At 63.4% G+C, this 21,369-nt stretch carries 23 protein-coding genes; 13 read left to right on the forward strand and 10 right to left on the reverse strand.

What is annotated here, in order from left to right:
• Positions 1–14 precede the first annotated feature (14 nt).
• Positions 15–884, reverse strand: coding sequence for an alpha/beta fold hydrolase (locus AC1Q6C_RS05265; RefSeq protein ID WP_003940235.1), 870 nt, complete (start codon positions 882–884; stop codon positions 15–17).
• 76 nt (positions 885–960) lie between these two features.
• The gene (locus tag AC1Q6C_RS05270) at positions 961–1,869 is read right to left on the reverse strand and encodes an IclR family transcriptional regulator (RefSeq protein WP_007729442.1); all 909 of its coding nucleotides are present in this window, start codon (positions 1,867–1,869) and stop codon (positions 961–963) included.
• Positions 1,870–2,007: 138 nt separating this feature from the next.
• Between AC1Q6C_RS05270 and AC1Q6C_RS05275 the strand changes: the two genes are divergently transcribed.
• The 3 genes from AC1Q6C_RS05275 (at position 2,008) to AC1Q6C_RS05285 (ending at position 4,784) form a co-directional block, all read left to right on the forward strand.
• Entirely contained in the window at positions 2,008–2,883 is an 876-nt protein-coding gene (locus AC1Q6C_RS05275) for a TIGR03619 family F420-dependent LLM class oxidoreductase (RefSeq protein WP_099698976.1), read from the forward strand.
• A gap of 32 nt (positions 2,884–2,915) precedes the next feature.
• Positions 2,916–3,407: a nuclear transport factor 2 family protein gene (locus AC1Q6C_RS05280; RefSeq protein WP_003939809.1), complete on the forward strand. Its 492-nt coding sequence runs from the start codon at positions 2,916–2,918 to the stop codon at positions 3,405–3,407.
• 129 nt (positions 3,408–3,536) lie between these two features.
• Positions 3,537–4,784, forward strand: a complete 1,248-nt coding sequence (locus AC1Q6C_RS05285) for an Nramp family divalent metal transporter (RefSeq protein ID WP_007729446.1) — start codon at positions 3,537–3,539, stop codon at positions 4,782–4,784.
• A 56-nt stretch (positions 4,785–4,840) separates the two neighbouring features.
• On the opposite strand, the gene AC1Q6C_RS05290 is transcribed toward AC1Q6C_RS05285, so the two are convergent.
• Positions 4,841–6,436, reverse strand: coding sequence for an acyl-CoA synthetase (locus tag AC1Q6C_RS05290; RefSeq protein WP_065351432.1), 1,596 nt, complete (start codon positions 6,434–6,436; stop codon positions 4,841–4,843).
• Positions 6,437–6,806: 370 nt separating this feature from the next.
• On the opposite strand from AC1Q6C_RS05290, the gene AC1Q6C_RS05295 reads away from it, so the two are divergent.
• Complete coding sequence (locus AC1Q6C_RS05295; protein ID WP_007729451.1) at positions 6,807–7,745, forward strand: 3-oxoacyl-ACP reductase; 939 nt, start codon at positions 6,807–6,809, stop codon at positions 7,743–7,745.
• A gap of 27 nt (positions 7,746–7,772) precedes the next feature.
• Positions 7,773–8,516: an SDR family NAD(P)-dependent oxidoreductase gene (locus tag AC1Q6C_RS05300; protein WP_019745385.1), complete on the forward strand. Its 744-nt coding sequence runs from the start codon at positions 7,773–7,775 to the stop codon at positions 8,514–8,516.
• A 21-nt stretch (positions 8,517–8,537) separates the two neighbouring features.
• Here the strand turns inward: AC1Q6C_RS05300 and AC1Q6C_RS05305 are convergent, their stop codons facing one another.
• Entirely contained in the window at positions 8,538–9,443 is a 906-nt protein-coding gene (locus AC1Q6C_RS05305; RefSeq protein WP_003940342.1) for an amidohydrolase family protein, read from the reverse strand.
• Positions 9,444–9,568: 125 nt separating this feature from the next.
• On the opposite strand from AC1Q6C_RS05305, the gene AC1Q6C_RS05310 reads away from it, so the two are divergent.
• From AC1Q6C_RS05310 to AC1Q6C_RS05320, 3 genes are all read left to right on the forward strand, one after another.
• The gene (locus AC1Q6C_RS05310; RefSeq protein WP_054188388.1) at positions 9,569–10,096 is read left to right on the forward strand and encodes a nuclear transport factor 2 family protein; all 528 of its coding nucleotides are present in this window, start codon (positions 9,569–9,571) and stop codon (positions 10,094–10,096) included.
• Positions 10,097–10,100: 4 nt separating this feature from the next.
• On the forward strand, positions 10,101–11,234 hold the full coding sequence (locus AC1Q6C_RS05315; RefSeq protein WP_050654615.1) for an oxidoreductase: 1,134 nt from the start codon (positions 10,101–10,103) through the stop codon (positions 11,232–11,234).
• A gap of 80 nt (positions 11,235–11,314) precedes the next feature.
• A complete protein-coding gene (locus AC1Q6C_RS05320) occupies positions 11,315–12,313 on the forward strand; it encodes an acrylyl-CoA reductase family protein (protein WP_054826039.1) in 999 nt (332 codons plus the stop codon).
• A gap of 5 nt (positions 12,314–12,318) precedes the next feature.
• On the opposite strand, the gene AC1Q6C_RS05325 is transcribed toward AC1Q6C_RS05320, so the two are convergent.
• Positions 12,319–12,870, reverse strand: a complete 552-nt coding sequence (locus tag AC1Q6C_RS05325; protein ID WP_007729467.1) for a ribonuclease H family protein — start codon at positions 12,868–12,870, stop codon at positions 12,319–12,321.
• Positions 12,871–12,915: 45 nt separating this feature from the next.
• Here AC1Q6C_RS05325 and AC1Q6C_RS05330 point away from each other — a divergent pair, with 45 nt between their 5' ends.
• The 3 genes from AC1Q6C_RS05330 (at position 12,916) to AC1Q6C_RS05340 (ending at position 15,146) form a co-directional block, all read left to right on the forward strand.
• Positions 12,916–13,869 carry a DNA-3-methyladenine glycosylase family protein gene (locus AC1Q6C_RS05330; protein ID WP_193594923.1) on the forward strand — a complete coding sequence of 318 codons (954 nt, stop codon included), beginning with the start codon at positions 12,916–12,918 and terminating at the stop codon, positions 13,867–13,869.
• Positions 13,870–13,886: 17 nt separating this feature from the next.
• Positions 13,887–14,537 (forward strand): pyridoxamine 5'-phosphate oxidase family protein, encoded by a 651-nt coding sequence (locus AC1Q6C_RS05335; RefSeq protein WP_003940212.1) that lies wholly within the window; start codon positions 13,887–13,889, stop codon positions 14,535–14,537.
• 111 nt (positions 14,538–14,648) lie between these two features.
• On the forward strand, positions 14,649–15,146 hold the full coding sequence (locus AC1Q6C_RS05340) for a hypothetical protein (RefSeq protein WP_003940625.1): 498 nt from the start codon (positions 14,649–14,651) through the stop codon (positions 15,144–15,146).
• A 7-nt stretch (positions 15,147–15,153) separates the two neighbouring features.
• On the opposite strand, the gene AC1Q6C_RS05345 is transcribed toward AC1Q6C_RS05340, so the two are convergent.
• From AC1Q6C_RS05345 to AC1Q6C_RS05365, 5 genes are all read right to left on the reverse strand, one after another.
• Entirely contained in the window at positions 15,154–15,543 is a 390-nt protein-coding gene (locus AC1Q6C_RS05345; RefSeq protein WP_003940184.1) for an ArsR/SmtB family transcription factor, read from the reverse strand.
• A 60-nt stretch (positions 15,544–15,603) separates the two neighbouring features.
• Complete coding sequence (locus tag AC1Q6C_RS05350) at positions 15,604–16,800, reverse strand: acetyl-CoA C-acetyltransferase (RefSeq protein ID WP_063315757.1); 1,197 nt, start codon at positions 16,798–16,800, stop codon at positions 15,604–15,606.
• A 40-nt stretch (positions 16,801–16,840) separates the two neighbouring features.
• Positions 16,841–17,293, reverse strand: coding sequence for a MaoC family dehydratase (locus AC1Q6C_RS05355; RefSeq protein WP_492666408.1), 453 nt, complete (start codon positions 17,291–17,293; stop codon positions 16,841–16,843).
• Between the two features lie 67 nt (positions 17,294–17,360).
• Positions 17,361–18,107, reverse strand: a complete 747-nt coding sequence (locus AC1Q6C_RS05360) for a GntR family transcriptional regulator (protein ID WP_042448526.1) — start codon at positions 18,105–18,107, stop codon at positions 17,361–17,363.
• Positions 18,108–18,138: 31 nt separating this feature from the next.
• On the reverse strand, positions 18,139–19,290 hold the full coding sequence (locus AC1Q6C_RS05365; RefSeq protein ID WP_003940468.1) for an acyl-CoA dehydrogenase family protein: 1,152 nt from the start codon (positions 19,288–19,290) through the stop codon (positions 18,139–18,141).
• A 200-nt stretch (positions 19,291–19,490) separates the two neighbouring features.
• On the opposite strand from AC1Q6C_RS05365, the gene AC1Q6C_RS05370 reads away from it, so the two are divergent.
• Positions 19,491–20,366: an HpcH/HpaI aldolase/citrate lyase family protein gene (locus AC1Q6C_RS05370; protein ID WP_064443704.1), complete on the forward strand. Its 876-nt coding sequence runs from the start codon at positions 19,491–19,493 to the stop codon at positions 20,364–20,366.
• Complete coding sequence (locus AC1Q6C_RS05375) at positions 20,363–21,361, forward strand: MaoC family dehydratase (RefSeq protein ID WP_042923986.1); 999 nt, start codon at positions 20,363–20,365, stop codon at positions 21,359–21,361. Before AC1Q6C_RS05370 ends, AC1Q6C_RS05375 begins: the two co-directional genes overlap by 4 nt.
• The last annotated feature ends 8 nt before the right edge of the window (positions 21,362–21,369 follow it).

The raw sequence follows: 21,369 nt of genomic DNA on the forward strand, positions 1-21,369 counted from the left end.
AAGGCGCACGGGCCTTACTTGCCTTCTGGACGCGTCAGAAATGCCAGAACGGACGCGACCCAGGCGTCGCGAGCTTCGATCATCGTCCAGTGTCCGCAGTTGGGGAAGATGTGAACTTCGCCGTTGGGGATGTCGCGCATCGGCAGAATCGCCATGTCCACGGGGCTGACGCGGTCATCGCGTCCCCAGGTCAACAGCGTCGGCGCCTTGATCTTGTTCAGCTGCGCCCAGTACGGCACGGCGGTCGACGCAGCGGCAGCCGCGCCCATGGCGGCCATGGCCTTGCTGCTGTACATACGACGGGCGATCTCGAGCGTCGTCGGCTCGGTGGCCAGGGCCCAACGCTCTTCGATGAGCTGCTCGGTGACGACGGCGCGGTCGAAGACCATCGAATGCAACCAGCGGACCAGAGCTTCGCGGGTGGGGTTGTCGGTGAACTCCATGAGGAGTTTGATGCCTTCACCGGGGCCTGGCGAGAAGGTGTTCTTTCCCATGCCGCCGATGGTGACGAGCTTGCTCACCCGGTGCGGCTCGTCGATCGCGACCTTGGTGGCGACGATGCCGCCCATGGAGTTACCGATCATGTGGACCGGGCCGAGGCCGAGGCCGTCGAGGAACATCCCGACCGACGCCTGCGCCATCATCATCGGATGGTCGGGGCCGGGATCGCTGACGCCGAATCCGGGGAACTCGAGAACGTAGCAGTGGAAGTGCTTCGCGAAGTCCGCGAGAACGCCGCGGTAGTTACGCCAACCGGTGACGCCGGGGCCCGATCCGTGCAGCAGCAGGAGCGGCGGGCCGTCGCCGGCTTCGTGGTACCGGAGCACACCGAGATCGGTCTGCAGTTCCTTCAGAGTTCCCTCGTAGCTCAGTTCAGTCGTCATGGTCCGAACGGTGCCATCAGTACCGCTGAGCTGCTATGACTCGTCCCGATCAGCGAGACAAGTCGATCAAAATACGTCAGATCCAGTGGTCGGACGACGCTGCCAGCAGGCGATCCATCGTCTCCGCCGAGAACGTATTGGTCGGAACGGGAGGCGTTTTGCGGCCGCGGCGAGGAGCACCCAGTTCGGGGTACAGCGTCCGCGAGACCTCGCGAGCCGCGTCGACGACCAGCGGAGCAACTCGCTCGAGCTGAGCGGTCCGCATGTCACCACACAACGCGATGCTGCCGACGGGACCCTCGTGTCCGCGAATTGCCGAAGCCACACAAGCGACTCCACGCGCCGACTCCCCGCGTTCGAAGGCCAGTCCCCGACGCTGACGGATGCGGTTCAGTTCCTGGTGGAGCACAGCGACGTCGGTGATCGTGTTCTCGGTACAGCGGGGAAGAGAAGCCCCGAACAGAGCGTCGACGCGCTCGGGGTCGATCCACGCCAGCATCGCCTTGCCACCAGCCGTCGAATGAGCGAGCACTCTGCCGCCGACGCGGGACGGGAGCGCCGCGGCGAATCGTCCGCCGACCTTGTCGAGATAGACGCTCTCGCGTCCGTCGAGCACCGACAGGTGAACGACCATGCCGGTCTGCAGGTGCAGTTCGTGCAGAAGCGGTGCAGCGGCTTCGCGGATCTGGCTGTGGCCGCCGTCGCCACCACCGAGGCCGAGCGCGCGACGCCCGAGGCAGTAGCCGAACGATGCGTGATCGACCCAGTCCAGCTTGACCAGCTGATCGAGAATGCGGTGGACCGTGGAGCGCGGCAACTGAGTACGGCACGCGACCTCTTCCAGCGTCAGCCGCGCGGCGCGGCCGTCGAAGGCGTCGAGAATCAGTGTCATCCGCTCGACCATCGACGGCGGCAGATCCTTCTTGGGTTGCCCACCGGCAGTCTGGACGGTGGACAGTGTGTCGTTCATGTCAACAATGGTCATGGACGCCTCCCGAAAACTGGAATTGATTCTACCGACTATAACCCAGGTCACAGTTTCTGGAAAGTGAATCGATCTTTTCGATCCCGATCAGCGGTAATTCACCTGCCACCGGGCGAGTGGGGACGCTATAAACGCCCGATGCACCTGGGAATCGTCACACCGGTCCTGATTCAGCACCCGAGCACGCGCTCGGAGTGGGAGGCAAGTGCTGACATCGGCGAGATCGCCACAGTGGCCGCCACAGCGGATCGACTCGGTTTCCATCATCTGACCTGCAGTGAACACGTGGCGGTCCCCGAGGAGATTGCCGCCGAGCGCGGCGGAACCTACTGGGATCCGCTCGCCACCCTTGGTTTTCTCGCCGCGCGTACATCAAGAATCCTGCTGGCGACCCAGGTGCTGGTGTTGGGCTACCACCACCCCCTCGAGATCGCCAAGCGTTACGGAACGCTTGATCGCGTCAGCAATGGACGCCTGATACTCGGCCTCGGGGTGGGGACTCTGAAACAAGAATTCGATCTCATAAATGCTCCATTTGCCGACCGAGGAGCGCGCGCTGACGATGCCTTGGCCGCACTTCGGGCATCACTGTCGACGCCGACTCCGGAGTATCACGGCGAGTTCTACGACTACTCCGGATTTGTCGTCGAACCCCACGCCGTCCAGAAACGGGTGCCGCTGTGGATCGGCGGCCGGACCAAGAGATCGCTGCGCCGGGCCACCACACACGGCGACGGGTGGGTGCCGTTCGGGCTGCGATTCTCCGAACTGAAGGAAATGCTCGACGCCACGACGCTCCCCGACGGATTCGACGTGGTGCTTCCCGCCGGTGCGCCGCTCGATCCCCTCGGCAATCGCGAATCCACCCTTCGCGCCTTGACTCGCGTCCGTGACGCCGGGGCGACCATCGCCAGTTGCTCGGTCGGCGCTCGAAGCGTCGAGCACTACTGCGAACAACTCGAAGAACTTCACCGAATCGCCCTCACCGAGGGCTTCGCTTTCACCACTTCCTGATTCCCCGACAATCCAATGCAAAGGACGTACCGATGACCGACTCGACCGCCCTGATCGAATCCCTGCTCGCCCGAGTGGAATTGCTCGAGGACAAGCTCGCGATCACCGAACTGCTGACCACATACAGCCCTGCCGTCGACAGCGGATCAGCCGACGAGGTCGCGAACCTGTGGCTCGAGGACGGCGTCTACGACGTCGATACCGGTGCGATGCACGGCCGCGGCGAACTGCGCGCGATGGTTCACAGCGCCTCACACCAGAACTGGATCATGAACGGCGCGGCTCACATGATGACACCCGCCCACATCCGCATCGACGGCAACAAGGCCGTCGCGACCTGCCATTCGCAGTTGGTCATCAAAGACCCCGAGAACCCGACGGGATTCAAGGTCCTCCGCATCACCGCGAACCGCTGGGAACTGATCAAGACGGACGGCGAGTGGAAGGTCGAACTGCGTACCAACGCCCTCCTCGACGGCCGACCCGAGGCTCGCGCTCTCCTGGCTGCCGGCGTGACGGCCTAACCGGCCTGTGCGCGGTTAGGGACCCTCTGCGGTCGCTAACCGCGCACAGCTGTTGAAAGTTCGGCTCCCCGAACTCTATAGTTCACTTATTCGAACCAACAGGTCCGAGTACGTGTGACCAGGAGACCGATGAGCACCAGTACGCAAGAGCCGACGACTCCGCGCCGACGACCCACGGGGAGATCCATCGCCCTGCTCGGTCCGGCGTTCGTCGCGGCAATCGCGTACGTCGATCCGGGCAACGTCGCCGCCAACCTCACCGCCGGCGCCAAGTACGGCTACCTCCTCATCTGGGTACTCGTACTCGCCAACGCGATGGCCGTCCTCGTGCAGTATCTGTCCGCGAAACTCGGTCTCGTCTCCGGCAGATCCCTGCCCGAAATGCTGGGTCAGCGCCTGCGTAAGAACAACCGCCGCGCCTTCTGGCTCCAGGCCGAGATGATGGCGATCGCGACCGACGTCGCCGAAGTCATCGGCGGCGCCATCGCACTCAACCTGCTCTTCAACATCCCGCTCTTCCTCGGCGGACTGATCACCGGATGCGTGTCGATGGTGATCCTGACGATCCAAAGTCGGCGCGGACAGCGCACTTTCGAGTTCGTGGTCATGGGATTGCTGGCCATCATCACCATCGGCTTCCTGACCGGGCTCGCCTTCACCGACGTCTCCGGCAGCGAGGCCGTCGCCGGACTGGTCCCCCGCTTCGAAGGAACCGAGACCGTACTGCTCGCCGCCAGCATGCTCGGAGCAACGGTCATGCCGCACGCGATCTACCTTCACTCCGCATTGGCACGTGATCGCCACGGCCACATCAAACCCGGGCCACGGTTGCAGCGATTACTCAAAGTCACCCGTTGGGATGTCGTCGTCGCGTTGATCATCGCCGGTGGCGTGAACATCGGCATGCTGCTTCTGGCCGCTTCGGCGCTGCGCGGAGTACCCGGCACCGACACCATCGACGGTGCGCATGCCGCGATCGAGAATTCGCTCGGCCCGGGCGTAGCCGTGGTGTTCGCGATCGGCCTCCTCGCCTCCGGACTCGCGTCGACCTCCGTGGGATGCGCGGCCGGCGCCGAGATCATGCATGGTCTTCTGGCCATTCGGATTCCGGTGATCACACGCCGGATCGTCACGCTCGTCCCGGCGCTGATCGTGCTCGGACTCGGCGTCGACCCGACGCTGGCGCTCGTGCTCAGCCAAGTGGTCTTGAGCCTGTGCATCCCCTTCGCGATCATCCCGCTGGTGCGAATGACCTCGGACCCCGAACTCATGGGCGACGCTCGCAATGCCCCGCTCACGACCGTCGCGGCGTGGATTGCGGCGGGCTTGATCGTTGCACTCAACGTCGCTCTGCTGGTTCTGACGGTGACAGGCTAGAGCACCGGAGCCACCCAACGCGTCCCTCACAAACGCGCTGGACGGCTCCGGCCGGACTAGGAGACTTGCTCGGCGAGAGTGGCCTTGGCCCAGCGATAGTCGGCCTTTCCGCTGGGAGAACGCCTGATCGACGGAACGTTCATGACGGTGCGCGGCACTTTGTACCGAGCGACCTGCGACGCGCAATGCTCACCGATCTCGGCAGCGTCCGGGACGTCGAAGCCTTCGCGGGTCGTGATGACCGCAGCGACGCGCTCACCGAACTTCGCATCCGGAATTCCCGCGACCAGAGCGTCGAGCACCGCCGGGTGACTCTTGAGCGCCTGCTCGACCTCTTCCGGATACACCTTCTCCCCGCCGGTGTTGATGCACTGAGAACCACGCCCCAGCAGGACGATCGAGCCGTCGGCTTCCACGCGCCCGACGTCGCCGAGCACCGACATCCGCACCCCGTCGATCACCGGGAACGTAGCCGCGGTCTTGACCGGATCATTGAAGTAGCCGACCGGCACGTGACCGCTGCGAGCGATGTAGCCGGTCTCGGGCGATCCCGGCTCCAGCGGCCGCATCCTTTCGTCCACGACGCGGGTCTCGTCGCGAGCGGCGATGCGCATCAGGCCGTCTTCGCCGATCTCCAGATTGCCGTCGACGCCCGACTCCGAGGAGCCGAATCCGTCGCGGATCACCAGGTTCGGAAGCATCGACTTGAGTTGCTCCCGCAGTGAGAGCGAGAACAAGGCTCCACCGGACGAGACCATTCCGACCGTGCTGAGGTCGTAATCTGCTGCGTTTGCTGCCAATTCGTCTGCGAGCGGACGTGCCATCGCGTCTCCGACGACGGTGATGGAGACGGCCTTCTCACTTCCGGCGAGCTGCAGGGTCGTCTTCGCGTCGAACCGCGCCATGAGAATTGCGTTGGCGCCCATGAAGAATCCGGTGAACAGCGAGTACGACGCCGCACCGTGCATCAGGGGTGCGGTACTGAGCATGTTCATCGCGGGGACGTTCGGCACCGCGGCGAACAGAGCCTCAGCGGTCGTGTGCGGCGGACCGAACGGATTTCCGCCGGTGAGCGCCGCGAAGTAGAAGTCTTCATGACGCCACATGACACCCTTGGGCATCCCTGTCGTGCCGCCGGTGTAGATGACGAAGAGGTCGTCGTTGCTGCGGGGCGCGAAGTCACGAGTGGCGGGCTGCTCCGCGGCAGCGTCGGCGTATCCAACGACGTCGACACCTTCGATATCGCGGACCACGGACTTGCCGACGACAACGACGTGCTTGATGCCGGGCGCGGCCGGGAGAACCGTCTCCACGACGGAAACGAACTCCTCGTCCACGATCAGTGCCACCGACTGCGAATCGTTGTACAGATAGGTCAGTTCGGCGTCGACGTAGCGATAGTTGACGTTGATCGGGACCGCACGAATCTTGAGGCACCCGAGCAAACTCTCGACGAACTCGATGCTGTTGCGCATGTGCAGAGCAACGTGATCGCCGGGCCCGACACCGACGCTCGCCAGGTGGCGGGCGATGCGATTCGAGCCCTCGTCCAGCTCGACGTAGGTGCGACGACGACCATCGCACACGAGCGCCGTGCGGTCCGGAATCAGATCCGAGATGCCCTCGTACAGATCTGCCAAATTCAGTGACACTGCTGGTGCCTTCCTTGATGTCCGGCCCGGTGAATTCGGGGCCGACCGTACTGCGTTTTCGGTGGGAACTATCCGACCCTGGAGCCGACGAATGCGGCCGAGAACTGAGCGGATCGGTGGTGACGCAAACGCGTACGCGGTGGGATCGCCGCGTCGCCCCAAGGTGGCATGCAGCGCTCGTGACCCAGATCACCGCTCCCGCTGAGTGAGACTCCTCCTCAGTCGGCCAAACTTCTGTTCAAAACTAGAACTAATTCCGATTTCGCTCGAATGATTTTTTCGGAACCGACTACCGAACTCTCGACTTCAAATTAGAATGAATACTAATTCTGCAAGACGTACCCGACCGCCCGGATCGAAGGAGCACGACATGACGCAATCACTGAGCTTGGAAGGCAAAGTTGCCGCCGTCACCGGCGCCGGCGCCGGCCTGGGTCGCGCCGAAGCACTCGGACTCGCGGCTGCCGGTGCAGCCGTCATCGTCAACGACATGGGTGCAGCGGCCAACGACGTGGTCGACGAGATCAAGGCCGCAGGTGGACAGGCACTCGCCATCACCGGCGACGTCTCCGACTGGTCGCTCGGCGGGCGCATCATCGAAGAGGCTGTCAAGAACTTCGGATCCTTCGACATCCTCGTCAACAATGCAGGCATCCTGCGCGACAAGATGATCTTCAACCTGACCGAATCCGATTGGGACGACGTCATCCGTGTGCACCTCAAGGGCCACGCCGCCACCTCGCACGCAGCCGCAGTCCACTGGCGCGCAGCCAGCAAGGCAGCCGACGCACCGGTCTACGGCCGCATCATCAACACCTCTTCCGAGGCCTTCCTCTTCGGCAGCGCCGGACAGCCCAACTACTCGGCAGCCAAGGCCGGCATCACCGCTCTGACGCTCTCGAGCGCAGCAGGTCTCTCCCGCTACGGCGTCCGCACCAACGCGATCTGCCCCCGCGCGCGCACCGCCATGACGGCAGAAGCCTTCGGCGAGAACAACACCGGCGTCGTCGGCCTCGATCCGCTTGCACCCGAGCGCGTCGCGACCCTGGTCAGCTACCTCGCATCCCCCGATTCCGACGAGATCAACGGACAGGTCTTCGTCGTCTACGGCAAGATGGTGGCGTTGATGGAAGCACCCAAGGTCGAGAACCGTTTCGACGCAGCCGGATCCGCGTTCACCGTCGAAGAGCTCGGTGGCCAGCTCTCGTCTTACTTCTCCGGCCGTGGGCCGTACGAGACCTACGCCGCCTACAGCATCGCCGGCCTCGAAAAGATTGCACTTGCAGTCGACGAGACCGCAACAGTTTGAGCAGCACTTACGAAGAGGAGCGTTTTCATGAGGTTGAACGGCAAGGTAGCGATCGTCACCGGCGGCGCCGGTGGAATCGGTCGCGCTATCACCCGAGTCTTCGCCCGTGAAGGCGCGAAGGTCCTGTTCGTCGATATCAACGACGAGCAGGGCCAGGCCCTCGAACAAGAACTGGCCGGCTCCGGCAAGTTCCTGAACGTCGACCTTGCTGCCGCCGGTTCGGCCGAGCAGATCCGTGACGCCGCACTCGAGGCTTTCGGCAAGCTCGACATCCTGGTGAACAACGCTCACGCGTCCCGTCAGGCTCCGTTGCTCGAAACCACGCAGGACATGTTCGACCTGTCCTTCAACACCGGTTTCTACCCCGTTGTCCACCTCATGCAGGCGTGCCACGACGAACTCGCGAAGACCAAGGGTTCGGTCGTCAACTTCGCATCGGGTTCAGGTTTGGACGGAATGCCCACCCAGACGTCCTACGCTGCGGCCAAGGAAGCTGTGCGAGGCCTGACGCGCGTCGTCGCCAACGAGTGGGCGCCGGAAGGCATTCGGGTCAACGTGGTCTGCCCGTTCGCCGCCACCGAAGGCGTCGTCAAGTGGCAGGAAGCCTTCCCCGAGCGCGCAGCCGCATCGGTTGCCAAGGTACCTCTCGGACGCATCGGTGATCCCGAAACCGACATCGCTCCCGTCGTGGTATTCCTGGCGAGCGAGGATTCCAAGTACATGACCGGACAGACGTTGATGGCCGACGGCGGCAGCATCAAATTGCGCTGAGCGAAATACTTCTCGGTGGGCTCAGCTCACCGAGAAGAGTTTCGCAGCGTTGTCGTGCACGACGGCTCGCAACCATTCGTCTCCGAGATCGAAACGCGTAACCGCTTGCAAAGCCGTGAGATACGGGTACGGAATGTTCGGGAAGTCGCTACCGAACAGAATCCGGTCCTGCATGTCGACGAGCCGTGAAACGTCCGCCTTCGGGAAGGCACACTGCTCTTCCGTGAAATCGGTGAACGCCATGGTCGTATCCAGGCGGACGTTGCCGTAAGCCTCTGCCAGATCGAGGAATTCGCTGTACTCGGGCATCCCCATGTGGGCGACGATCAACGACAGGCGCGGGTACCGTGCGAGCAGCGAAGCAATGCGATCAGGTCCCGTGTACTCCCCCGGCGCCGGTCCCGAACCACAGTGGATCACGATGGGCGTCTCGGAGTCCTCGAGTTGCCCCCAGACCTTGTCGAGCAGAGGGTCGTTCGGATCGTAGTTTCCGACCTGAATGTGGGACTTGAAGATTCGCGCGCCCGACTCCAATGCCTTGCCGACGTACGACGCCGCCGACTCCTCGGGATAGAACGTGGCCGTGTGCAGGCAATCGGGCGTTTGCGCGGCAAATTCGACGGCCCACTGATTGAGCCACTCGGCCATCGCGTGCTTGTGCGGGTATATCATCGACGTGAAAGCCCGGACACCGAACTCGCGGAGACGGTGTACCCGCTCCTCCTCGGCAAGTCGGTACGCGATCGGCCAAGGTCGACCGATCATCGGTCCCGCCGAATCGAAGTAGCCCCACACCTTGTCCATGACGCTCTTCGGCATGAAATGGGTATGGACGTCGATCACGCCAGGAACACCCAACTCGCGCCAAAAAGCCCGAACCTCGGCGATCTCCTCCGGTCCAGTCGATGGGACCTCTTCGGTACACACGTCTGACACCCCTTTCGTTCGCTCGACCATACCGAGTGCCGTCGCGCTCACCGGGACAGGTCGTTGACGGCCCGCCCGGAGCACCCGAATGTGAACCCATCTTGCCGATCACCGTTGGAGGTTGAATGTCTCAGGCCGAGTCCGAAGTGGGGTCGATCAGTGCCGTCGAGGAACTGCTCGCAATCGAGGAAATCAAGCGTGTGTTCGCCGCGCGCCTACGCTGCATGGACACCAAGCAGTGGCACGTCTACCCAACCCTGCACACCGCAGACGTCGTCAGCGAGACGTGGGGCGGACTCCCGACAGACAAGCAACCCAAGACCGGCGACACCTCGAACCAGGTAGTGGGCATCGACAAACTCACCGCGGCAATTCGGAACATGCTCGACGGCGACATCCCCCTCACCACGGCGCACCACGCACACACTCCCGAAATCGTGCTGACCTCGCCCTCCACCGCAACCGGCATCTGGGCGATGGAGGACATGCTGTGGTGGAACGACGGCGAAAAAGAACTGCACCTACACGGCTACGGCCACTACCACGAGAAATACCGCAAAGAAGACGGCAAGTGGCTGATCAGCTACCGAACCCTCACCCGGCTCCGTGTCGACCAGGACCCCGGATTCTTCCGATTCATGAAAGCGCTGTGACGAAGTGACCAACCCGCTGTTCCAACCGCTCCGCATCCGTTCGCTCGAACTGTCCAACCGCATAGTCATGTCGCCGATGACGCGCACGTACTCCATCGAGGGCGTGCCTGGCCGGGACGTCGCCGAGTACTACCGCCGACGAGCTGAGGGCGGCACCGGACTGATCGTCACCGAAGGCGTCGCGATCGATCACGAGACTGCTGTCGACCACGCCAACGTCCCCAACCTCCACACTCCCGCTGCTCAGGCCGGATGGCGGAAGGTAGTCGACGATGTGCACGCTGCGGGCGGCAAGATCGTGCCTCAGCTCTGGCACGTCGGACCTTTGTGGGGCGCGATGACGCAGATGGACCCCTCACTCAAGCCGATGCGCCCCTCAGGCGAGTGGGGCCCGCTCGGCGTCACCTCGTACTCCGCTGCCTACGTCGAACGCGCACAGGCCAGCACCGAAGCGATGACCGAGCAGGACATCCAGGACGTCATCGACGCGTACGTCCGTAGCGCGAAGCACGCCGTCGAACTCGGCTTCGACGGCATCGCGATCCACGGCGGTCACGGCTATCTCCTCGATTCCTTCTTCTGGGAGGGCACCAACCAGCGCGACGACGCGTGGGGAGGCGACCTGGAGCGTCGTACCAGGTTCCCGGCCGCCGTCGTCGCCGCGATCCGCGCGGCCATCGGACCGGATCTGCCGATCATCTACCGTTTCTCACAGCACAAGCAGCAAGATTTCACCGCGAAGATCGCCGAAACCCCCGAAGAGTTGGGCGTCATCCTGGGCGCGCTGGTCGACGCCGGAGTCGACGTTCTCGACGCCAGCATCAGGCGTTTCGACGTGCCGGCCTTCGAAGGCAGCGATCTCTCGTTGGCGGGTTGGGCGAAGAAGCTGACCGGCGCCGTCACGATGGCCGTCGGCAGCGTCGGTATCGGAAAGTCGCTGCGGGACAGCCGCATCGAAGGCGTCGCACCTGTAGTCGACAACATCCCACAGCTCGAGGAGCGCATCGGCAGCGGAGAGTTCGATCTGATCGCGATCGGCCGTCTCCATCTCGCCGATCCTGCATTGGCAACTACCCTGCGCGCCGGTGGCCCGCTACCGGCGTTCGATCGAGCGGTGCATGAGGGCAGCTTGATCTAGGGGCTCCGCCCCTGTGCGCCTTTCTGGTAGTTCGCACTACCAAAAAGGCGCACAGGGCCGAAGGCCTTTATGTTCGACCCATGACTACTTTCAACGCCTGGGTCGCCCGCGACAGCGACGGCACCATCGACTTCGCCCCCGAAACCGTCGACGAATCCTTCCTCCCGGCAGGTGAGGTCACCATTCGCGTCGAGTACTCGAGCGTCAACTACAAGGACGCGCTCGCGGTCACGCCGAAAGGCGGGGTGGTTCGCGAGTACCCGATCGTCCCCGGCATCGACGTCGCCGGCGAGGTCATCGCCTCCGAGTCCGACGCATTCGCCCCGGGAGACAAGGTCGTCGCACATGGCTACGAGATCGGGACCGCCCGCAACGGCGGCTACGCCGAGATCGCCCGTTTGCCTGCCGAGTGGGTCGTGAAGCTCGACGGCATTTCCACCGCCGACGCTGCCGCGATCGGCACGGCAGGATTCACCGCAGCCATGAGCGTCCAAGCCATTCTGGCCAGCGGAGTGAAGCCAGCCGACGGTCCCGTCCTGGTGACGGGTGCGAGCGGCGGAGTCGGCACCGTCAGCGTCGACCTTCTGGCAAGCGCGGGCTTCGACGTGATCGCCTCCAGCGGCAAGCCCGGCGCGGCAGACCTTCTGACGTCACTCGGTGCGTCTTCGGTGATCGGCCGGCTTCCCGAGGATCCCGACGCCAAGCCTCGCCCGCTCGGAAAATCTCAGTGGGCGGCGGCCGTCGACTGCGTCGGTGGAAAGACCCTCGCTCACGTTCTGAGCACGATCAATTACGGCGGTGTTGTCGCTGCCAGCGGATTGACCGGTGGCGCCGCGCTGCCTACGACCGTGCTGCCGTTCATTCTCCGCGGAGTCTCACTGCTGGGCATGGACTCGGTATTGATGCCGATCGAGCCCCGTCGCGCGCTGTGGACCCGGCTGGGCTCCGACTTGGCGCCACGTCATCTGAAGGAGATCACGAACCTCGTTGCCGTCCGCGACGTCGTCTCGGTGATCGATCAGGTCCGCGAAGGCAAGTACACCGGCCGGGCGCTGGTTCAGGTTGCCGACGGGTTCTGAACAGCTCAGAAAAGTGTGAACAGATCTGCCGGTTCTTCGGCCGTCGTGGACTTCTCCTTGTAGGGGGAGTTCACGGCGGTCGGTTCCTTCTTCACCGGGGCAGCAAGCGGCACCGATGCGATGTCCCCCGAGACGATGGCGCGTGCGGCTTCGCCGGCCAGCTTGTCTGCCATTTCGTTGTAGTGGTTGCCGACGTGCCCGCGCACCCAGCGAAAGCGCACCGGTCCGACACGATCGGTGATGGCTCGATCGATACTCTGCACCAGTTCGAGGTTCTTGACCGCCCCGCCGCTCGCGGTCTTCCAGCCCTTGCGCTTCCAACTCGGCAGCCATTCCGACGCGCACTTGATGGCGTACTGCGAGTCGGATTCGATGAGCAGAGGATCAGCACCGGGATGGGCGACGACGGCCTCGAAGAGCGCACGCAACTCGGCAATCTGATTGGTACCGGACGCTTCTCCGCCGGACATGCTCGGACCCTCGTGATTGACCCACGCCCAGCCGATAGCCCCACCGGGGTTTCGCAGACAGGATCCGTCGGTGCTCACGATGATCATGGCTCGGACAATACGTTGCGCCACCGACACACGCCTTAACGGAGGATGGACGGTGGCGATACGCTGACCTCGATGACGCCGCTATCTCCGGTCGACGAAGTCACGGTGACTTCTCAGCGACCACTCGATGCCGCGCTGACGCTCAGCCCGCATCAGCGCGGACCCGGCGACCCCGCACATCGACGGTCAGCCGACGGAGCGATCTGGCGAGTTTCCCGCCAACTTTCGGGTCCTGTGACATACCGCATCACCCAGTCGGATCGCCATACGGTCCGGGTACAGGCCTGGGGTCCCGGCGCCACGGAATTCCTGACCGGCGCCGAAGCGCTGCTCGGTCTCGACGACGAGGCCGAAGATTTTGCCCCCGAACATCCCAAGCTCGCCGAAGCTCATCGACGCTTCCCTCATCTGCGCATCGGCCGCACCGGCCGCGTCATGGAAGCTCTCGTTCCCGCGATCCTCGAGCAACGAGTCCACGGCATCGACGCATTTGCCGCGTGGCGCCGCCTGCTGACCAAGTTCGGGGAGCGCCCACCCGGCCCCGCGCCCGACGGAATGCGAGTTCCACTCACCGCGGACCAATGGCGTCGAATGCCGTCATGGGAATTCCATCGCGCGAACGTCGATCCAGCGAGGTCCAAGACGATCGTTCAGTGCGCTCGCGTCGCCGACCGCCTCGAGCAGGCATCCACGTTCCCCAGAACCGAGGCGACCAAACGGTTGCGAGCGGTACCCGGCGTCGGGATCTGGACTGCCGCCGAAGTGGCTCAGCGTGCATTCGGCGATTCAGATGCACTCTCGGTCGGCGACTACCACCTCGCTGCCGTCGTCGGGTGGTCACTGCTGGGTGAACCGATCGACGACGCCCAGATGGTGCAGTACCTCGCTCCCCTTCAACCGCATCGATACCGCGCCGTGAGGCTTCTGCAGGTCAGCGGGCAAGCCGTCAAACCCAAGTTCGGTCCGCGAACTGCCGTTGCCGACCACCGTTGGCACTGAGCATCAGGAGTTGGAAAATGTCGACCCGATACGCACACATCGCCTTCTCCCCCGCTGCGGTGGAGCGTCAGCGGTCGACCGGAAGTTTCACCGTGTACGGTTCGAAACTCGATCAGCCCGACGAGGGCCCGATGGAATTCGATTTCCGCGCGCAGGGATTCGTGAAATCCGTGGATTCCTTCTTCATGTCCACGGTGACGCCCGACGGTTGGCCGTACGTCCAACATCGCGGCGGCCCGCGCGGATTCCTGCATGTGTTGGGCCCGAATCGAATCGGATTCGCCGATCTCCCCGGCAATCAGCAATTCGTGACGCTCGGCAATCTGGAAGAGAACAATCGCATCTCGCTGTTCGTCATCGATTACCCGACGCGAACGAGATTGAAGATCTACGGGCGTGCGCAGGTGATCGAAGCGGACGAGGACCCTGCACTACTGCAACAGCTCTTGCAAGTCCCCGGCGGCACCATGACGGCAAAAGCCCAGCGTTCCATCGTCATCGACGTCGAAGCGTTCGACTGGAACTGCAGTCGAAACATCACGCCACGCTTCGACAAGGAGCGCATGGACGAATCCCTCGCTCTGGCACGCCAACCCCTGCAAGCCGAGGTAGATCGGCTTACTGCCGAGGTCGAAGAATTGCGTGCGCGGTTGTCGAAAAACGAATGAGACTAGGCGGTTTCAGGGCACTCGGAGTCGGGTAGCCACCAAACACGGCCCGTCGCGCGGAGACGACGGGTCCCGTTGTGCCCGAGGAGGTCCGCACGATCGATCCAGACGGTGGAGTTCTGGTTAACGAACTGCACCGCCACCATTCACGACTGGTTCCACACAGACAGATTGGCCGTCCCCATGAAACTGTCCCGAACTCTCACCATGTCCGTACTCGTCGTCGCCGCAGTCGGCGCCGGAGCCGGCACCGCGGTCGCAGCGCCCCCGAATGCGGGCTTCGATCCGTCCCAACCCCTACTGACACCGACCGCAGAGTCGAACAGCCAGGCGGCGTTGATGCTCTTCCCCGGTAACGATCCGAAGCAGGCCGCGTTCGACACGATGGCCAACGAGGTCAATATCGGCTGGAACAACGGTGGTCTGCAGTCGACCCTGATCGGAGCCAACCTCGGCGTCGGAATCGGCTGCCTGTCGATCTTCCCGAACTTCATCGCCGGCTGCATCGTCGGTGGAGTCATCGGCACGGTTGCCGGAGTCGGCGCAGGAATCACCAACGGAAACCCGAACGCTGCGCCGGCCGTCGAGAAGTTCTTCGCGACTCCTTGAGTAGCGCTCAGCTGTGCGTGTGCCCGGGGGTGGGTGTCTCGTCGTGAAAATGTGTGGCGCCGATCGAATGCAGCAGCTGGTGAACGGTGTCGTCCGCCAGTTGGTATCGCATCGATCGGCCGTCGCGGGTCGCGCTCACCCACCCCTGGCTACGCAGTAGCCGCAGCGCATGTGAGACGGCTGTGCCGCTCATCCCCAGCGCCACGGACAAATCCGTGACGCAGATACCCGGTGCGTGATGAAGGCAGAGCAACAGACGCAGACGGTTGGTGTCGGAGAGAAGCTCGAAGCGACCGGACCAACTGGTGACATCGAGCCCCTCGAGTGCGGCCCTGGCGCGACGAACATCCTCGACGCTCAGCGCGCCACTGGTGTCTGCTGCGCCTGCATTCGTCAACCGACTGCCTCCGTAGAACTTCCGATCCCCCGCCGCAAGTGTACCCAGAAGCGAACCTCGTCAGGCAGACTCCACCACGGCCGCCATACCCTGGCCACCGCCGATACACATGGTCAACAGCGCTTTTCCGCCGCCGCGTCGGCCGAGTTCGTGAAGCGCGGTTGTTGCCATACGCGCACCCGTCGCTCCCACGGGGTGCCCGAGCGAGATGCCGGAACCGTTGACGTTCAGGCGATCGAGGTCCTCGAATCCCCATTCCTTCACGACGCCGAGAACCTGGCACGCAAACGCCTCGTTCAGCTCGACCAGATCGAAATCGGCAAAGCGTGCACCGGTGCGAGCAAACAGTTTCGAGACGGCGGCAACCGGCCCGAGGCCCATCAGCGCCGGTTCACAACCGGCCGCGGCCCAACTGTCGAGGAACCCGATGGGTTCCAGCCCCAGCTCGTCCAGACGATCCTCGGCGACAACCAACATCGCTGCCGCAGCGTCGTTCTGCTGGCTGGCGTTACCGGCGGTCACGACGCCTCCCTCGGTCACCGCACGCAGCCGTGCCAGGGTTTCGAGTGAGGTATCCGGACGAATCCCCTCGTCAGCACGAAACTGTGTGACGTTCCCTTTTCGATCCGTCAGTTCGACGGCGACGATTTCGGCATCGAAGCGGCCGGATTCTCTTGCCAGTGTTGCCTTTCGGTGGCTGTCGACGGCGAAGGTGTCCGACTCTTCCCGCGTGATCCCGCAGCGTGTCGCGACGTTCTCGGCCGTTTCGATCATTCCGCTGATCCGACCGAATCGCCACTCGGGTTGCGAGCGCTCGCGGCCACGATCGAGGCGGTCGAACAGTTGCAGCCCACCGGATCTGGTGCCCCACCGCGCTCCGGTGGTGTAGTGCTCGATCCCGCTCATCGATTCGACGCCACCCGCGAGAACCACGTCGGCCGCACCCGTCTGGACCATCATGGCCGCGGAAACGATGGCCTGCAGACCCGTTCCACATCGGCGATCCGTCTGGAAGCCGGCTACCGAAATCGGCAACCCGGCCTCGAGCGCCGCCCACCTTCCGATGCACGGTGCCTCCGAATTGGCATACGACTGCCCCATCGCGACGTCGTCGATGCGGGACGGATCGATTCCGCTACGACGCACGGTCTCCTTGACGACGGTGGCAGCCAGACTTTCCGCAGGCACGTCACGAAGTGCCCCTCCGAAACGGCCCACCGCGGTTCTGACCGGCGCGACCAATGCTGCTCGTTTCACAACTGACCTCGAATCTCGTTCTGGAAGAATGGAAAAGGATTCAGGAGACCAACAGGCGCACGGTATCCGCTACCAGCGCAGGTTTACCCGCTCCTTCGATTTCGATCGTGTACCGCACGACTATCGTCGCGCCCTTCGCGGTGCGCTCGAAGGAAAGAATCTCCGCACCTGCCCGCACCGAAGAACCGACCTTGACCGGTTCGGGGAATCGCACCTTGTTGCTTCCGTAGTTCACGGTCATGGAGATTCCGTCGACACGCATCACCTGAGCGCCGAGCACCGGCAACAACGAGAGAGTCAGATAGCCGTGGGCGATGGTGCCGCCGTACGGACCCTGCGCTGCGCGCTCGGGATCCACGTGAATCCACTGGTGATCCTCGGTGGCGTCGGCGAACTCGTCGATCCGATCCTGTGTGACCGGGAACCACGCGCTGTAGCCCAAGTGCTCACCGACAGCCGTCTCTACTTCGTCGATTCCGTTGAAAATTCGCATAGTTCTCTCCTGAAAGGTGTTGAACAGCAAAGAAAAGTGCAGCGCTAATGTGCGCCGCGGCGCAGCGTCAATGTGCGCCGCGGCGCAGCGTGACCCGATACGTGTACTGCTCCGGCAAGAAATAGCTCACCGACAACTCGTTGGCAACGCCCTGCGCGTTGGAGTACAAACGGTCCACCCGCAACATGGCGTGGCCGATTTCGCAATCGACGTCCCTGGCAACGTCCGCCGTGGCCGGGGACACCGTGATCGATTGTGCTGCTTCGACAATCGGACTGTCGATCAGCGGTTCCAGCAAGCCGATCACCGTATTGGCGCTCACCGCACCGGCCGCCATGGCGGGCAGGTCGATGATCTGCCGCGCGATCGCCTCCGGCAGATGCGCCGTCGTCTGCACGAACGGAACTCCCTCGTGTATCCGCCGGAAGACCACGGTGTACACGACGTCGGTGTCGAGCCGAAGCCGACTGGCCGCCTCGATGTCCACGCGCCGGTGCAGCGGTGACACCACTTCCATCGTCGTGTCCCGCGAAAGGTTCATGAGATCTTCGATGGATCCGAGATGACGGAGATAGCGGCCGCTGTTCTCGGTCACGAACGTTCCGCGCCCGGGTACGCGGTACACGATGCCCTCGGCAACCAGATCGTGAAAGGCTCGGCGGACCGTCTGCCGACTCACGCCGTGATGCTGCGCCAGTTCGGATTCGGTGGGCAGTTGAATGCCGTCGCGGTAGGTACCGGCAGAGATCTGCTGACGAAGCTCACGAGAGAGGCGTTGGTACGCCGGCTCCGTCTCTCTTTCCTTACCGCTCATAGCGACATGATCCTACTTGCTCACCGATCCGTCACAGACCGCCGCGGGCAACCAGCTGCGAAACGATCACGTTGCGCTGAATTTCGTTGGTTCCCTCCCCGACGATCATCAGTGGTGCATCACGGAAATACCGCTCGACGTCGTACTCCGTCGAATAGCCGTAACCGCCGTGGATGCGGACGGCGGACAAAGCGATTTCCATCGCCACCTCGGAGGCGTACAGCTTGGCCATGCCTGCCTCCATGTCGCACCGCTCGCCGCTGTCGTACATCTGCGCCGCGTGCCACGTCAGCTGCCGTGCGGCCGTCAGCTTCGTTGCCATGTCGGCGAGGTAATTGCCGATCGACTGGTGCTTCCAGATCGGCTGGCCGAAGCTCTCGCGCTGCTGCGCGTAGGCAAGTGAATCCTCGAGTGCGGCCGTGGCGACGCCCAGTGCGCGGCAAGCCACCTGGATACGGCCGGTCTCGAGTCCCTTCATCATCTGCCCGAAGCCCTTTCCGGGAGTACCGCCCAGAATGGCCGACTCGGAGATGCGGTAATTGTCGAAGGACAGTTCACAACTCTCGACGCCCTTGTATCCGAGCTTCGGGAGGTCGCGGGAGACGGTCAGCCCTTCGCCGTGCTCGACGAGAACGATCGAGATGCCCGCATGACGAGGGCTTGCGCTTGGATCGGTCTTGCACAGCAAGGCGATCACGCCGGATCGGCGGGCATTGGTGATCCATGTCTTGGCGCCGTTGACGACCAGATCTGTGCCGTCGCTCTTGGCGTTGGTTGTCATGGCCTGCAGATCGGAACCTCCGCCGGGCTCGGTGAGGGCCATCGTTGCCCGGATCTCGCCGGTTGCCATTCGCGGCAGGTACTTCACCTTCTGCTCTTCGGTACCGAACAGCGAGATGAGTTTCGCGACCACCGTGTGACCGCCCATCGCCCCCGCCAGGGACATCCATCCGCGTGACAGTTCCTGCGTCACCTGCGCATAACAGGGCATGGACACCGGCGATCCGCCGTACTCCTCGGGAATCGCGAGCCCGTAGATCCCGATCTGCTTCATCTGATCGATCCACTTCTCGGGATACTCGTTCGCGTGCTCCACCTCCTGGACCGTGGGCTTGACCTCTCGGTCGACGAACCGGCGCACGGTTTCGATCAGGAATGTCTCTTCGTCGTTGAGCTTGAGCATGAATCCGCCTCGACTTGAAATAAGTTTGTACGGCCATATTTCGATATTGTTCGCGCAATGTCAATACCGCGCCTTGACATCGATACGCAGCAACTGCCAGCATCGAGGCAGTTCGGTGCACATCAACGCCGTTCACGGCAGCTCATCCACTTCACAACTGGCCGTACATTTGATTTCCAGATCGAGGTAATCGACACACTATGGACGAGAACCACTACCGCGCCACCAGACGTCGCGCGTCCCTGGTCGCGCCGGGTTCAGACGAGCGCAAGGCACGCAAAGCACTCTTCTCGAACGCAGACGAGGTGATTCTCGACCTCGAAGATGCCGTCACTTCGGCGAACAAGAACCTGGCGCGAACCCTCGTGAGCACCTTGGTGCACGAGTTCGGTAGGGCGCGCACCATCTCGGTCCGAATCAACGGCCTGACCACACCATGGGCCCGCGACGACCTGATCGCCTGCGGCGCCCTCGGAGAATCGCTGACGAGCGTGATCGTCCCGAAGGTCGAGTCCGCCGACGAACTACTCGAGGCCGAGCACATCCTCTTCACTGCCGGTGGGCACCACACCACCCTGCAAGCCCTGATCGAAACTCCGCTCGGCGTCCAGAATGCCGACTCCATCGCCCGCGCGACTCCTCGTCTCCAAGCCGCGATCATCGGATACGCCGATCTCGGTGCAGCGCTCGGCCGTTCACGCTCGGCACTGCCTGAACACTGGCTTGCCGTCCAGGACAGAATTCTGATCGCCTGCCGCGCAGCCGGCGTCGCAGCCATCGACGGGCCCTTTCTCGGCATCACCGACGACGACGCTTTCCGCCGCGCCGCGCACTGGACCAGCGCTCTCGGGTTCGACGGCAAATGGGTCATCCACCCGGCGCAGATCGACTCGGCCACTACCGCATTCACTCCTTCGGACGACGCCGTCAATGACGCCCGACGGGTACTGACCGCACTCGAAGAAGCCGAAACCCTGGGTTCGGGTGCCGCCCAACTCGACGGCCAGATGCTCGACGAAGCTGTGGCCGTGGCAGCGCGTCGTACGCTTGCCCGAGCCGAAGGAGTCACCGTATGAGCGAGCACTACGTGGGAGGCCCGTACTTCGACGAGCTCACCCATGGTCAGATCTTCGACGAAGCCCCCGCGGTGACGTTGACCAGTGGACTCGCCGCCTCCCATCAGGCGATCCTCGGTGACCGCATGCGCTTGCCTCTCGACGCACACTTGTCGTCGAGCGTCACGGGTTCCGTTGCACCAGTGGCGAATCCAGGACTGGTCACCGACATCGCCATCGGTCAGTCAACCGTGGTCACACACCACGTCAAGGCGAACCTCTTCTACCGTGGACTGCGATTCCACCGTTTCCCGGTACTCGGCGACACCCTGTACACGCGCACCGAGGTTGTCGGTCTACGCGAGAACTCGGCCAAGCCGGGACGCGGCGCCACCGGACTTGCCGCGCTACGGATGACGTCTGCTGATCAGAACGGCAACACGGTCCTCGACTTCTACCGCTGCGCCATGCTCCCCCTGAGCCCCGACCCGATCGAGGCGAGAACTCGCCACGCCGACGACCTCGGGGCGATCGGTCCGTCCGAACCGGCTCCGTACGTATCACCTGACGGTTGGGACCTCGACACGTATCGAGAGCGGGTACCCGGCAGGCACTTCGATTCCGATTTGGTGGGCTCCGTCTTCCACAGCAGCGGCGACGTCGTCTCCAGCGCACCCGAACTTGCCCGGCTGAGCTTGAACATCGCAGCGACGCACCACGACGATCGCGTCGGCGCCCACGGTCGCCTCGTCTACGGCGGCCACACCATCGGGATCGCACTCGCCCAGGCGACTCGCGCTCTGCCCAACGTGGTGACGGTTCTCGGGTGGCACTCGTGCGATCACACCGGACCCGTTCACGAGGGCGATACCCTCACGAGCGAACTGCACGTCGAAAACTCGTCGCCCCTCGAACACGGAACCGCAGTGCAACTGCGTTCGCTCGTGTTCTCCCACAATGCTTCTGCAACACAAACTCCGGTTCTCGACTGGCGTTTCACCGTGTTGATGGCATGAGCACACAC

Source organism: Rhodococcus sp. MT28 (assembly GCF_058792695.1).

What these genes read in the sequence shown, in the direction of transcription:
- AC1Q6C_RS05265 (WP_003940235.1), bottom strand. Translation starts at nt 884, where the DNA reads ATGACGACTGAACTGAGCTACGAGGGAACTCTGAAGGAACTGCAGACC.
- AC1Q6C_RS05270 (WP_007729442.1), bottom strand. Translation starts at nt 1,869, where the DNA reads ATGACCATTGTTGACATGAACGACACACTGTCCACCGTCCAGACTGCC.
- AC1Q6C_RS05275 (WP_099698976.1), top strand. Translation starts at nt 2,008, where the DNA reads ATGCACCTGGGAATCGTCACACCGGTCCTGATTCAGCACCCGAGCACG.
- AC1Q6C_RS05280 (WP_003939809.1), top strand. Translation starts at nt 2,916, where the DNA reads ATGACCGACTCGACCGCCCTGATCGAATCCCTGCTCGCCCGAGTGGAA.
- AC1Q6C_RS05285 (WP_007729446.1), top strand. Translation starts at nt 3,537, where the DNA reads ATGAGCACCAGTACGCAAGAGCCGACGACTCCGCGCCGACGACCCACG.
- AC1Q6C_RS05295 (WP_007729451.1), top strand. Translation starts at nt 6,807, where the DNA reads ATGACGCAATCACTGAGCTTGGAAGGCAAAGTTGCCGCCGTCACCGGC.
- AC1Q6C_RS05300 (WP_019745385.1), top strand. Translation starts at nt 7,773, where the DNA reads ATGAGGTTGAACGGCAAGGTAGCGATCGTCACCGGCGGCGCCGGTGGA.
- AC1Q6C_RS05310 (WP_054188388.1), top strand. Translation starts at nt 9,569, where the DNA reads ATGTCTCAGGCCGAGTCCGAAGTGGGGTCGATCAGTGCCGTCGAGGAA.
- AC1Q6C_RS05320 (WP_054826039.1), top strand. Translation starts at nt 11,315, where the DNA reads ATGACTACTTTCAACGCCTGGGTCGCCCGCGACAGCGACGGCACCATC.
- AC1Q6C_RS05325 (WP_007729467.1), bottom strand. Translation starts at nt 12,870, where the DNA reads ATGATCATCGTGAGCACCGACGGATCCTGTCTGCGAAACCCCGGTGGG.
- AC1Q6C_RS05330 (WP_193594923.1), top strand. Translation starts at nt 12,916, where the DNA reads ATGGACGGTGGCGATACGCTGACCTCGATGACGCCGCTATCTCCGGTC.
- AC1Q6C_RS05335 (WP_003940212.1), top strand. Translation starts at nt 13,887, where the DNA reads ATGTCGACCCGATACGCACACATCGCCTTCTCCCCCGCTGCGGTGGAG.
- AC1Q6C_RS05355 (WP_492666408.1), bottom strand. Translation starts at nt 17,293, where the DNA reads ATGCGAATTTTCAACGGAATCGACGAAGTAGAGACGGCTGTCGGTGAG.
- AC1Q6C_RS05360 (WP_042448526.1), bottom strand. Translation starts at nt 18,107, where the DNA reads ATGAGCGGTAAGGAAAGAGAGACGGAGCCGGCGTACCAACGCCTCTCT.
- AC1Q6C_RS05365 (WP_003940468.1), bottom strand. Translation starts at nt 19,290, where the DNA reads ATGCTCAAGCTCAACGACGAAGAGACATTCCTGATCGAAACCGTGCGC.
- AC1Q6C_RS05370 (WP_064443704.1), top strand. Translation starts at nt 19,491, where the DNA reads ATGGACGAGAACCACTACCGCGCCACCAGACGTCGCGCGTCCCTGGTC.
- AC1Q6C_RS05375 (WP_042923986.1), top strand. Translation starts at nt 20,363, where the DNA reads ATGAGCGAGCACTACGTGGGAGGCCCGTACTTCGACGAGCTCACCCAT.